Raw genomic sequence first — 12,609 nt, 5'->3', positions numbered from 1 at the left:
TTTCGCATTTTATAGTGGAAATTAGCTGATTTATGCTACTCTACGCAGCGTAGAGTGCTAAATTTGCCCAATTTTAGCGAAAATCTCCTTGTTATTTGTTAAACTTGTAACAAGGAGGTGTGGTCGAATGCATGAAACATTGAGTAAAAAACTAAAAGAGTATCGATCAAGGCATAACTTAACTCAGAAGGAATTAGCTGCAAGGTTATTTGTTTCTGATAAGGCCATTTCAAAATGGGAACGAGGGAATGGATTGCCAGATATCGAGACATTGGTTCATCTAGCCGATTTATTAGGGACACCAGTGGAAGAGTTACTAAAAGAAAAGAAAGAAACCTATTATTATGAATACAAAAGTGAACGGATGGTTCTGCGGCTTCCGTTAATGCACATTTTGATTCCCAATTTATTCTTGTTGCTGAATCAAGTGACGAGCGTTCGAGAGTTTTTTGTTCTGATGAAAGAGTTACCAACTGCCGGCGGCTGGTTTAGCCTTGGTGTCAAAGCCAAAGGGGTTATTGCTTTGGGAATTGTCAGCTTAGGTTTTTTATCGATTGGCTTATTGTCCTTCGGAATGCTGGGGATTGGGACAGTCAGCACCGGTGTTATTGCAATAGGGAACCTCTGTTTTGGCTTTTTAGTTGGGATTGGCAATCTTGCTGTCGGCTCGATTGTTGTCGGTAATCTTGGCATTGGCTGGCTCGCTCTAGCGAATGTTGCAATTGCGTGGATTGGGGTTGCCAATTACGGTGTGGGGAGTTTTATGGCTGTTTTGCCATCAAATTCAACCACGGAAGATTTTAACCAAGCGATTCAACAACTCTTAGCCTCGGAGATCCCTGACTTGATCAAGACCACTATCTTTGAACCAATGATTCATTTTACAAATTCACCGATTTTTGTGGTGATCTTCGTGATGATGATCTTAGCAGCCGTCTTCCTTATTCTCTGCTTGTTGACCATTGGCTTGGTGCGATTACGTCAAAGCATGATGTATGAAGAGCTATAAGGAAATCGTTAGATGCCAATTCTGATTGTTGCATTTAAGTAGACTCAGTGGCTCATTTTCTATTCGCATAAGTAAAAAGGCAAGGGACGGAAGCGTCCTTTGCCTTTTTTATTAGTCTGCTTTCTTACTATCTTTTGTTTGTGTTTTTTTCTCATCATCAGGTTCGTTTTTTAAGAAACGTTCAATATCGTTTTGTTGCTTTTTATTGTCCTTATCGTTATCGGGAAGAAAGGCAAAATCATCAAACATTTTATCTAGCGAGTCTTCTCGTTGGAATTTTAAGCCCATAGGTTCACCTCCAAGCGCCTTTAGTTTACCACGAAAGGTGTGAGATTTCATCAAAAAAAAAGCGAAATAGTGTTCAATCGTTTCTCCCTTTACTATAATTAAAGAAAGGGGATAGAAAAGAGGGATAGCGATGATCAAAACTGAAAAAATCTATGGCTTTCTACAATCGACACAAATGGAAACATCACAGTTGCGTTTGTTGATTGAGAATTGGTTCACTTTGGTTCGTCTTAGCTATCAGCCGACGGAATATTACTACAATCAGCAAGAAAAGAAACCCTACGATTTTAATGAAATCAGTCGGTTGTTGCATAATGCCCCTGAAGAAATCAATACAGAAATTATTGTGACGGATGGCCAAAATGAGTCCAGTATCCATGTCATTCAAGAAGCAGTGTTGCAACGACATCTGTTTACTAAAGACGTATTTTCCACGCAAAAACCAGTGATTTTAAGTTACTTCGATGAAACGATGCAAAGAGATGGCTTGTTCGGCTATTTGCGTTCATATGACGAGTACTTGATGCATAACGTCGAGCGAATCGAGAAAAGACAAAATTTTCAATCGATTGCTGAAATCAACGCGTTACCGAAGCGGAAAAATTTTGAACAAGAAATCGTCATCGACTGCAATCAGTTTTCTGGTTACGATGTTTTTTACAATGGCTATACACTGACCTCTTGCTGGCGAATGTACTTTTCGGCATTCTACGCGCATATCATTCCTCAGGTGATCATTACGGATGCGCAACAAGTTGAGCAAGTCCAAGTGAGAGAGCATGGAATCGTGATGGTGGAATTGTATCGCGATCCATTTCAGTGGGATCACGAGTTGAATCTTTCTTACCAGCGTTTGTTTCGTGATCAAACTGGGATCGATCAATTGACATGGGATAACGGCGTCGGTATTTTAAGAGAACCATATATTGAATACGCCTTTGGCGATCACTTGATCCAAACCATCCAATACCAAAATGATCGGATGCAGCCGACAACTAAGCGTAACGCGACACATTTCGTCACTCGAAGCTTCGACCTGGTGAATGAAGAGTACCAGGAGCGTCGGGTAAAAGGTTACTTGAATGCACAAGCATATTTTCCTTGGATTGATCAAGAGCGGTTGCGTATGATGGATTATATCGTATTAAAACCGGAATTGACTGTAGATGATGGGGTCGAGGCATATGCCTTTTATATTCGGAATCACCTCGAAATTGATTACTCAGAGGATCGCTTTAAAGACTACACGGCTTGCTTACAATTTTATTTACCAGAAACAGCCTTGAAGGAGCTGCCGATAGACGGATTGAAAGCAGCGATGCCGGATGTTCATTTTGGGTATTTGCACCGCACGCGCAAATATACGTGGGTTAACCTAAAGAAGGATGGGAAAAAACTACGAGTATATTTTATGAATACCCAAAAGCTAGTCGAACAGCAGCTTTTTACCAATCAAGAATGAAAAAGACCCGCAAGATCACGAGGATCTTGCGGGTCTTTTCAATTAGGCTGTTTGCTCAGGCGCTTTTTTCAACAAACCGAATACGACGCCAGAAACAATTGCACCGATCAGGATGAATAGCAAGAACAAAATTGGTTTAGATAATAATAGGACAACGAAGATCCCACCGTGTGGGGCCATTAATTGGATATCAAAGGCACCGACAAGCGCACCAGTCAGTGCAGAACCGACGATAAAGCTTGGGATCGCCCGTAGTGGATCTGCTGCTGCAAATGGGATCGCACCTTCAGTGACGAAGGATAGCCCCATGACGATATTTGTCAAACCTGCTTCTTTTTGGTCTTTCGTGAATTTGTTTTTGAACAATAGTGTTGCGACAAAAATTGCCAATGGAGGAACCATTCCGCCGGCCATTACTGATGCCATCACGACGCTACCACCTTCAGCAACGGTGGTTGCCAATGTTGCAGTACCGAAAACATAAGCGGCTTTGTTGATTGGGCCACCTAGATCGGCTGCCATCATCGCTGCTAGCAACGCACCAAGCAAAGCAGCATTTGTGCCACTTAAGCCGGTCAGGAAGCTGTTTAAACCATCGTTGATGGCTTTCATTGGCACGTTGATCAATAACATCAAGAAACCAGTGATCAAAAGACCGAAAACAGGGTAGAAGAGGATCGTTTTGATTCCTTCTAATGATTTTGGTAAGCCTTTGAATAATGAACGTAAGAACTTGATGACGTAACCAGCTAGGAAACCGCCGATCAAGGCACCTAAGAAACCAGCACCACCTGTATTTGCTAAAGCACCTGCTGCGAAACCGACGATCAATCCAGGTCGGTCACTGATACTTGAAGCGATAAATCCAGCTAAGACAGGTAGCATAAAACCAAATGCCGCGCTACCGATTTGATTGAACCAAGAAGCTGCTTGGTTGTAGTTTCCTAATTGACTCAAGGCATCTTGAGGGACACCCATGAACTGGTCAACCATGAAGGAAATAGCGATCATGATTCCACCGGCAATAACAAATGGTAGCATGTGAGAAACACCATTCATCAAATCTTTATAGATTCGTTGACCGACTGAACCATCAGCTGAAGCGTCCTCTTTATCAGAAGCTTGGCCGCTACCATGAAAAACAGGAGCAGTTCCGCTCATTGCTTCATTGATTAATTGCTCGGTTTTACGGATACCATCGCTGACTGGACGGTTTACTAAATGTTTGCCGTCAAAGCGATCCATTTCAACTTTTTTATCGGCAGCTACGATCACACCAGTAGCTCGGGCGATATCAGCTTCTGTTAAACGATTTTTGATTCCTTCTGAACCATTTGTTTCAACTTTGATGTCAACGCCAAGTTCTTTGGCTTTCTTTTTCAAAGCATCTTCTGCCATGTAGGTATGAGCGATCCCTGTTGGGCAAGCTGTAACTGCGACGATATAGGGACGTTCGCTAGTAGTTGCTGCTTCTTGGTTTGCCGCTTCTTCTGCTAAAGCATCGGCTTCTTGCTGTGCCTCAGCTTCTGAGAAAAGTTGCTGTACTTGATCAGCAGTTGTCGCTGTTTTTAATTTAGCAACGAAATCTGGATCGATCAATAAGCGAGAGAGAGCTGCTAATGCTTGTAAATGAGTATCATTTGCTCCTTCTGGTGCTGCAATCATAAAGAAGAGGTACGTTGGTTGTCCATCTAACGCCTCATAGTCGACACCCGCATTGCTTTTTGCGAATAAGACCGTCGCTTCTTTGACCGCACTATTTTTGGCATGGGGCATTGCGATGCCGTCACCTAGCCCTGTTGACGTTTGGGCTTCTCGGGCAAGAATTCCTTCTTTGTAGACTTCGATATCTGAAATTCGTCCGACAGCATATAATTTTGCGACCATTTCATCAATGGCACCTTTTTTGTCTGTTGCTTGCAAGTCCATGATCATGGCATCTTTCAGCATCAACTCGTTGATTTTCATTTTTTCCATCCTCCTATAAATTTACTTGTTCAATAATGACTTCCGGTAGTAGTTCTTCGATAAATGACGCCTCAGCTAAATCATCAGAAAAAGCAGTAGCACTGCCACAAGCGACACCCCATTTGAATGCGTCAACCACATCTTTGGTCTTCGCGTAACGTCCAATGAATCCAGCAATCATGGAATCTCCAGCACCAACTGAATTTTTCAAAGGTCGTTTCAACACATTGGAGCGATAGATCTCATTGCCAGTAAAGAGCAGGGCACCATCACCACCTAGAGAGACGATGACATTTTTAGCACCATCCTTTAACATTTTTTGACCATAAGGCAAAATATCTTCGATTGTTGAAAAAGAAGTTTCATATAGTTCGGCTAATTCATGATTGTTTGGTTTGATCAACAAAGGTTGATCCGTTAAAGCATCAAAAAGTTCCGCACCGGTCGTATCAATGACAAATTCCGCACCGGCTTCTTTAACGATTTTGATCAATTCTTTATAAAAGTCGGCTGGAAGACCAGCTGGTTTACTTCCTGATAGGATGACGATGTCTTCGGCAGAAAGAGCGGCTAGTTGTTGTTTTATTTCTCCGATTTCCTTGTCACTGATCACTGGACCAAGCCCGTTGATCTCAGTTTCTTCGCCAGATTTTAATTTGATATTGATTCGGGTATCGGCAGCGACTTGTGTAAAGTTGCTGTTGATTTCCTCTTTGGTCAGCCACTCTTCAATAAAACGACCAGTAAATCCGCCAACAAAACCAAGGGCAGTCGAGGAGATGCCAATTCGCTTCAAAATCCGTGAGACATTGATTCCTTTGCCACCAGGTAGTTTAAAGTCTTGTTTCATTCGATTGAGGGCGCCGATCTCCAAATGATCGACGTGGACGATAAAATCGATCGATGGATTGAGTGTTACTGTGTAAATCATTGTATTACCTCCATAATGGTTGTTTTTGCTCTGAATTTCGTTAGATAGTTTTTTGGGCAATAATCGGTGATGATCGTAGCCCCTTCGATAAAGGCAACTTGAGCAAAAGTTGTTTGCTGAAATTTGGAATGGTCTAGCAAGACATAAGCTTGTTGACTGTGCTCTAGTGCAATCTGCTTGATCAGGGCTTCTTCAGGATCGGGTGTGGTGAACCCAGCCTCAGAGTGAGCCCCGTTCATGCCCATAAAACAACGATTAAAGCGTAGTTTTCGCAGTTGTTCTCCAGCATTGATCCCTAACACAGCGTTCGTAGTTATCTTAATGGTTCCCCCTAAAATCATGGTGTCGATCCCGTGATCAATCAGTAGGGAAGCGTGCTTGACGGAATTTGTGACCACCTTAAGGCCTGTGATAGCCGATAGGAAAGGAATCATTTCGAGGGTCGTTGTTCCAGCATCTAAGTAAATGACTTCACCATTTTTGATCGTCTGGGCAGCTGCTTTTGCTATTTTTTGCTTTTCCGTTTGAAACTTCGCCGTTTTTTCTGACATGTTTGGTTCGAAGCCTAATTGCTGGCTTTTCTTGGCTCCACCGTGAATTCTGACTAAAAATCCTTTGTCTTCCAATTCTTGCAGGTCTCTGCGGATCGTTGATTCTGAAGCATCCAACAGTTGAATCAGTTCACTGACCTTGACGATCTCTTCTTGTTCCAATCGTGCCAAAATTGCTTGATGACGCTCCTCTGTAAGCATTTTCATCACCTCTTCACTTGCCATGATACCATATGATTCATTCAAAATCAATCACAAACAGTAAAAATCATTCATAATGTAAGCGTGAATAATTATAATCGGTCATAAACGGTCATGATAACCGTCATTTTGATTTGATCGCTATCCTTATATTTGACAATTTTTACTATTATTTGGCTTAATTGAAGTAAGGGGGGATAAATAAATGAATAACAAAGTCATTTTACAAGGGTTCGAATGGGACCTGCCGGCAGATAGCCAGCATTGGAACAAATTGAAAGAAATGAGTAAAGAAATCAAAGAGTATGGATTTACCGCAATTTGGCTGCCACCTGCCTATAAAGGGACAGCTGGGTCCGAAGACGTTGGGTATGGTGTCTATGATTATTATGATCTAGGCGAGTTCGATCAAAAGGGGTCGGTGCCAACAAAATATGGGACAAAGGATGAATATCTAGAAGCTATCAAAGCACTGCAAGAACAAGGAGTAGAGGTTTATGCCGACATCGTCTTCAATCACTTGATTGGTGCCGATGAAAAAGAAGTCGTTCCGGCGGTCAAATACAATACCGAAAACCGGAATGAACCGATCAGTGATGAGGAAGAAATCGAAGCCTGGACCAAGTTCACCTTCCCAGGACGTCAGGGGACGTACAATGATTACGTTTGGACGTGGCATAATTTTTCTGGTGTCGATTATGATGACCGCAACAAAGACCACGGGATTTTTAACTTCGCTGATAAGGGCTGGGAAAACCAAGTGGATGATGAGATGGGCAATTACGACTATTTAATGGGTTGTGACTTGGACATGGAAAATCCCGAAACAGTGGAACAACTCAATAAATGGGGCCAATGGTACCAAGAACTGACCGGCGTTGATGGGTATCGACTAGATGCGGTGAAACACATTGAGTTCAACTATTACGCAGATTGGATCTTGAATCGTCGGGAAGAAAAAGGCAAACCACTATTTGTTGTTGGAGAATATTGGTCAGGGGATCTGCCAAAATTAGAAGAGTATTTAGATTCTTCAGGAAATCTGATTTATTTATTCGATGTGCCTTTGCACTATAATTTATATGAAGCATCTCACTCGAATGGCGAATATGATATGAGTCAAATTTTTGCCGGTACACTGACTGCCGCGCGCGAAGATTATGCGGTGACTTTTGTAGACAATCATGATACGCAAGTCGGACAAAGTTTACAATCTTGGATAGACGGATGGTTTAAAGTCCATGCCTATTCATTGGTCCTTTTACGTAAAGCTGGCGTACCCGTAGTTTTCTGGGGGGATTTATTTGGGATTCCCGCGCAAGAAATCGCCCCTGTGGGAGATGCGCTGGTCCATATGCTGAAACTTCGAGAGAAGCTTGCATTTGGGAACCAAGTGGACTATTTTGATGATCCTAACTGTATCGGCTGGGTATTAACTGGCGATTATGAACATGAGCTTTCTGGATTAGCGGTCGTGATGACCAATGCCCAAGGAGCGGAAAAAGAAATGACCATCAGCGCGATCCATGGTGGAGAGACCTTCGTGGATATATTAAAGAATAATGAAGCGAAAGTGGTTTTAGATGATACCGGAAAAGGACTTTTCCCGGTCAATGATGGACAAGTATCGATCTATGTGAATGAAAAGCTAGTGGAGAAATATTTTAGCTGATTTTCATTAATAAAACTAATAAAGAGGCTGGTAAGTTTACAGCCTCTTTATTATGTAAACAAATATGGACTGACTCTTTTCTTTCAAAACGGAAGGCATCGTAAGGAAAAAAATCAAAGCGCTTTTAATTAAAAGTTTTCAAAGCGTTCGGTTTTCCCCTTTCCCGGATAATGCTATAATTGAGAAGATTGAGAAAGAAAGGATGTTTAAAATCATGTCATCCAAAAGTGAATTACTTGAACGCATGAATCCACGGCAAAAAGAAGCCGTTATGCATACGGAAGGACCGTTGCTGCTGATGGCAGGGGCAGGAAGCGGGAAGACCCGTGTCCTAACCCACCGAATCGCCTATTTAATAGAAGAAAAAAATGTAAATCCATGGAACATTTTAGCCATCACTTTTACCAATAAAGCGGCGCGGGAAATGAAGGAACGGGTCAGCCAATTATTAGGTTCCGGTGGAGAAGACGTTTGGGTCTCGACCTTCCACTCGATGTGTGTCAGAATCTTGCGCAGAGATGTTGATCGAATCGGTTATTCGAAGAATTTTACTATCATTGATTCTTCTGAACAAAATACCCTGATGAAACGGGTATTAAAAGAATTGAATATCGATCCAAAAAAATATGATCCTCGTTCCATTTTGGGAACGATCTCTCATGCAAAGAACGAGCTATTGACACCTGAAGCTTACCAAGCCATGGAAGGTAGTCTATTTGAGCAGATCGTAGGTCGTTGTTATGAAAAATATCAAAAAGAGCTGCGCAATAATCAATGCATGGACTTCGATGATTTAATCATGAATACGATCCGCCTCTTCCAAGACAATGAAGATGCGCTGCAATTTTACCAACGGAAATTCCACTATATCCATGTCGATGAATACCAAGATACTAACCACGCCCAATACACGCTGGTCAATTTATTGGCCGCTCGTTTTCGAAATCTTTGTGTTGTTGGGGATGCGGACCAAAGTATTTACGGTTGGCGTGGTGCCAACATGCAAAATATTTTAGACTTTGAAAAGGACTATCCAGATGCCGCGACGATTTTGTTAGAGCAAAACTATCGTTCAACGCAAACGATTTTAAATGCGGCAAACCAAGTAATCAAAAATAACCGCAACCGTCCAGATAAAAATCTGTGGACAGAAAATCGTGATGGGGAAAAGATCACTTATTATCGCGGGGATAGTGAACGAGATGAAGCGCGATTTATCGTCAGTGAAATGCAGAAACAAATTGCAGAAAAGAACCGTAAATTCGGTGATTTTGCGATTTTGTATCGGACCAACGCCCAGTCACGGATCATTGAAGAAATGCTTTTAAAAGCCAACGTTCCTTATACGATGGTCGGCGGCAGAAAGTTCTATGACCGCAAAGAAATCCGTGATATTTTGGCTTATTTATCGGCGATCGCCAATCCTCGTGATTCCATCAGCTTGGAACGAATCATCAATGTACCAAAACGTGGGATCGGTGCGACATCCGTCGAGAAACTACGAGAGTTTGCGAATCTTCATGAATGGTCATTGTTAGAAGCAGCCATGAACGTCGAGTTAGCAAATATTTCGGGGAAGGCCGGCAAAGAATTAGGAAGCTTTGGGATGATGATGGATGACTTCGCCCAAATGATTCCTTACCTCTCAGTAACCGAACTGACGAAAGAAATATTAGAAAAAACGGGTTATCGTCAAGAGTTAGTCAACCAAAATAATTTAGAAGCACAAGCTAGACTTGAAAACCTGGAAGAATTTTTATCGGTTACCCAAGAATTCGACAAACGGTTTGAGGCGCAAAACGAAGACGATGCAGATGCACCAGATGAGAAGTTGAGTGTTTTCTTAAATGACTTAGCTTTATTGTCAGACGTCGATAGTTATGAAGAAGAAAGTAGTCAAGTGACTTTGATGACCTTGCATGCGGCAAAAGGACTAGAGTTTCCAGTGGTATTCTTAATTGGGTTGGAAGAAAATATCTTCCCACTTTCTCGAGCTTTAATGGAAGAAAGCGAACTCGAAGAAGAGCGGCGCCTTGCTTATGTGGGGATCACTCGTGCCGAGGAAGAGCTCTTTATGACCAACGCTTTTTCCAGAACATTATACGGCCGTACCCAATACAATCGTCCGTCACGGTTTATCGAAGAAATCGAACAAGATCTGCTGCAATCATTAGGCGAGCGTTCACAGCCGAAAGCTGCTGCACCGTTTCAACCAAAAGTCTTTAAACCGAGCTATACACAGCCGCGTCAAACGACCGTCGCTTCTAAGCAACAGACCTCTGCAGCGGGGAATACATGGCAAGTTGGTGAGAAAGTTCAACATAAAAAATGGGGAATCGGTACGGTCGTTCGGACGACTGGCAGCGCGCAAGACATCGAATTAGATGTGGCATTCCCACAACAAGGCGTCAAACGACTGTTGGCGGCCTTTGCGCCGATTGAAAAAGTTGAAAAATAAGGAGGATATTAGGATGGATGTCCCTTCAAAAGAAATCCAATCACGAGCAGAAGAGCTGCGTACGCAATTAAATCAGTACGCCTACGAATACTATGTAAAAGATCAACCTTCTGTTGAAGATTATCTCTATGATCAGCTGTATGCAGAACTGGTTGAAATTGAAACCAACTACCCGCAGCTAGTAACCGAAGACTCGCCCACCCAACGAGTAGGTGGCATCATTTTACCTGGCTTTGAAAAAGTCACCCATGATATCCCACTTTATAGTTTGAACGATGTGTTTGATAAAGAAGGAATCGTGGCTTTTGATGCCCGTGTTCAAAAAGCATTGGGGAAAGCGGTAGATTATGTCTGCGAGCTAAAAATCGATGGATTGTCTATCTCATTAAAATATGAAGAAGGGCGCTTTGTTCGGGGAGCAACTCGAGGGGATGGTACGGTAGGTGAAAACATTACAGAAAACCTAAAGACCGTCAAATCGATCCCACTAAAATTAAAAGAACCAATCTCGTTGGAAGTTCGTGGCGAATGCTATATGCCAAAGGCTTCGTTTTTGAAGTTGAATCAACAGCGAGAAGAAGAAGGGGTGGAAGTTTTCGCCAATCCGAGAAACGCAGCTGCTGGAAGCTTGCGACAATTAGACACACGGATCGCAGCCCAAAGAAACTTAAGCACCTTCTTGTACACACTGGCTGATTTTGGTCCGATTGAAGCCAATGATCAATTTTCGGCATTGAATGAATTAGATCAATTAGGCTTTCGTACAAATCACGAACGCAGAGTGTGCCACACCATCGATGAAGTATGGGCATATATCGAAGAGTTTCATGACAAGCGCAGTGAGCTTCCCTATGAGATTGACGGCGTAGTCATCAAAGTCAATAATTTTAAAGATCAAGATGCGTTAGGCTTTACCGTAAAAGCACCCCGATGGGCGGCGGCATATAAATTTCCACCGGAAGAAGCGGAAACAGTGATCGAAACGATCGAATGGACCGTGGGACGAACGGGTGTTGTGACACCGACCGCTGTTATGACCCCTGTCCGGGTTGCCGGAACGACGGTCAGCCGCGCCAGTTTGCATAATGTAGATTTCATTAAAATGAAGGACATTCGCATTGGCGATTCGGTCATCATCTATAAGGCGGGGGACATTATTCCAGAGGTTGCGAAAGTCTTGGAAGAAAAACGCACGGAAGCAAGTCAACCCTTTGAATCGCCTACACATTGTCCCGAATGCGGGAGTGAGCTGATCCATTTAGATGAAGAAGTTGCCTTGCGTTGTATCAATCCGAAGTGTCCAGCGCAGATCAAAGAGGGCTTAAGCCACTTTGTTTCCCGAAATGCTATGAATATTGATGGTTTAGGGCCGCGTGTTTTAGAGCAAATGTTCGATAAATCCTTAGTCAAAGATGTGGCCGACTTGTACTTTTTAACAGAAGAACAATTGCTGACCCTCGATAAAATCAAAGAGAAATCAGCTAATAACCTTTTGCGTGCCATCCATCAAAGCAAAGAAAATTCAGTTGAGCGCTTGATTTTCGGGCTAGGCATCCGTCATGTTGGTGCCAAAGCGGCTCGGATTTTAGCGGAACATTTTGGTGACCTTCGGACCCTTAGCAAAGCCAAAGAAGAAGAGATCATTTCGTTGGAAACCATTGGTGCTACAATTGCCGAAAGTGTCGTCACGTATTTTGACAATCAAGAAGTTCACGACCTTTTAGATGAACTTGAAAAAGCGGGTGTTAACTTTGCTTATCTAGGGCTGAGAACGGATCAATTGGAAGAAGTGGAGTCGCCATTTAAAGAGAAAACCGTCGTTTTAACAGGAAAATTAAGTCACTTCACTCGTGAAGAAGCCAAGGAACGAATTGAAAATCTCGGTGGGAAGGTAACAGGCAGTGTGTCGAAAAAGACCGATATCGTTGTTGCCGGGGAAGAAGCAGGCAGCAAACTGACCAAAGCACAGTCCCTAGGCGTTACCGTTTGGGATGAAGCTCAAATGGTGGCTGCGATCGAAGGCAGTCATTCGGCAGAACAATAACTGTTAAGTATTGTCACAGACGAGA

9 protein-coding genes are annotated in these 12,609 nt (G+C 42.7%); 5 read left to right on the top strand and 4 right to left on the bottom strand.

The annotated features are described in order from the left end of the window. The first annotated feature begins 127 nt into the window (after nucleotides 1–127). Entirely contained in the window at nucleotides 128–1,009 is an 882-nt protein-coding gene (locus IGI84_RS08585; RefSeq protein WP_220426569.1) for a helix-turn-helix domain-containing protein, read from the top strand. 111 nt (nucleotides 1,010–1,120) lie between these two features. On the opposite strand, the gene IGI84_RS08580 is transcribed toward IGI84_RS08585, so the two are convergent. Continuing rightward, a complete protein-coding gene (locus IGI84_RS08580) occupies nucleotides 1,121–1,297 on the bottom strand; it encodes an SPJ_0845 family protein (RefSeq protein WP_170920138.1) in 177 nt (58 codons plus the stop codon). A gap of 130 nt (nucleotides 1,298–1,427) precedes the next feature. Here IGI84_RS08580 and IGI84_RS08575 point away from each other — a divergent pair, with 130 nt between their 5' ends. Continuing rightward, nucleotides 1,428–2,759, top strand: a complete 1,332-nt coding sequence (locus IGI84_RS08575; protein WP_220426568.1) for a hypothetical protein — start codon at nucleotides 1,428–1,430, stop codon at nucleotides 2,757–2,759. Between the two features lie 42 nt (nucleotides 2,760–2,801). On the opposite strand, the gene IGI84_RS08570 is transcribed toward IGI84_RS08575, so the two are convergent. From IGI84_RS08570 to IGI84_RS08560, 3 genes are read right to left on the bottom strand one after another with little or no spacing between them, the layout of a single operon-like run. Beyond that, nucleotides 2,802–4,727 carry a PTS fructose transporter subunit IIABC gene (locus IGI84_RS08570; RefSeq protein ID WP_430600196.1) on the bottom strand — a complete coding sequence of 642 codons (1,926 nt, stop codon included), beginning with the start codon at nucleotides 4,725–4,727 and terminating at the stop codon, nucleotides 2,802–2,804. Between the two features lie 13 nt (nucleotides 4,728–4,740). Beyond that, on the bottom strand, nucleotides 4,741–5,658 hold the full coding sequence (gene pfkB / locus IGI84_RS08565) for a 1-phosphofructokinase (RefSeq protein ID WP_220426567.1): 918 nt from the start codon (nucleotides 5,656–5,658) through the stop codon (nucleotides 4,741–4,743). Next, nucleotides 5,655–6,410 carry a DeoR/GlpR family DNA-binding transcription regulator gene (locus IGI84_RS08560; RefSeq protein ID WP_220426566.1) on the bottom strand — a complete coding sequence of 252 codons (756 nt, stop codon included), beginning with the start codon at nucleotides 6,408–6,410 and terminating at the stop codon, nucleotides 5,655–5,657. Before IGI84_RS08560 ends, pfkB begins: the two co-directional genes overlap by 4 nt. A gap of 205 nt (nucleotides 6,411–6,615) precedes the next feature. Between IGI84_RS08560 and IGI84_RS08555 the strand changes: the two genes are divergently transcribed. The 3 genes from IGI84_RS08555 to ligA all read left to right on the top strand — a co-directional run bounded on the left by IGI84_RS08555 (nucleotide 6,616) and on the right by ligA (nucleotide 12,584). Beyond that, nucleotides 6,616–8,082, top strand: coding sequence for an alpha-amylase (locus IGI84_RS08555; RefSeq protein WP_220426565.1), 1,467 nt, complete (start codon nucleotides 6,616–6,618; stop codon nucleotides 8,080–8,082). Between the two features lie 214 nt (nucleotides 8,083–8,296). After that, complete coding sequence (gene pcrA, locus IGI84_RS08550) at nucleotides 8,297–10,540, top strand: DNA helicase PcrA (RefSeq protein WP_220426564.1); 2,244 nt, start codon at nucleotides 8,297–8,299, stop codon at nucleotides 10,538–10,540. Between the two features lie 13 nt (nucleotides 10,541–10,553). After that, nucleotides 10,554–12,584, top strand: a complete 2,031-nt coding sequence (gene ligA / locus IGI84_RS08545; RefSeq protein ID WP_077454541.1) for an NAD-dependent DNA ligase LigA — start codon at nucleotides 10,554–10,556, stop codon at nucleotides 12,582–12,584. Nucleotides 12,585–12,609 lie beyond the last annotated feature (25 nt).

It is taken from the genome of Enterococcus sp. DIV0008 (assembly GCF_050542615.1).
Classification (GTDB): domain Bacteria; phylum Bacillota; class Bacilli; order Lactobacillales; family Enterococcaceae; genus Enterococcus_D; species Enterococcus_D innesii.
This window is presented reverse-complemented; position numbering and strand designations above follow the sequence as displayed.

What these genes read in the sequence shown, in the direction of transcription:
- IGI84_RS08585 (WP_220426569.1), top strand. Translation starts at nt 128, where the DNA reads ATGCATGAAACATTGAGTAAAAAACTAAAAGAGTATCGATCAAGGCAT.
- IGI84_RS08580 (WP_170920138.1), bottom strand. Translation starts at nt 1,297, where the DNA reads ATGGGCTTAAAATTCCAACGAGAAGACTCGCTAGATAAAATGTTTGAT.
- IGI84_RS08575 (WP_220426568.1), top strand. Translation starts at nt 1,428, where the DNA reads ATGATCAAAACTGAAAAAATCTATGGCTTTCTACAATCGACACAAATG.
- IGI84_RS08570 (WP_430600196.1), bottom strand. Translation starts at nt 4,727, where the DNA reads ATGAAAATCAACGAGTTGATGCTGAAAGATGCCATGATCATGGACTTG.
- pfkB (WP_220426567.1), bottom strand. Translation starts at nt 5,658, where the DNA reads ATGATTTACACAGTAACACTCAATCCATCGATCGATTTTATCGTCCAC.
- IGI84_RS08560 (WP_220426566.1), bottom strand. Translation starts at nt 6,410, where the DNA reads ATGCTTACAGAGGAGCGTCATCAAGCAATTTTGGCACGATTGGAACAA.
- IGI84_RS08555 (WP_220426565.1), top strand. Translation starts at nt 6,616, where the DNA reads ATGAATAACAAAGTCATTTTACAAGGGTTCGAATGGGACCTGCCGGCA.
- pcrA (WP_220426564.1), top strand. Translation starts at nt 8,297, where the DNA reads ATGTCATCCAAAAGTGAATTACTTGAACGCATGAATCCACGGCAAAAA.
- ligA (WP_077454541.1), top strand. Translation starts at nt 10,554, where the DNA reads ATGGATGTCCCTTCAAAAGAAATCCAATCACGAGCAGAAGAGCTGCGT.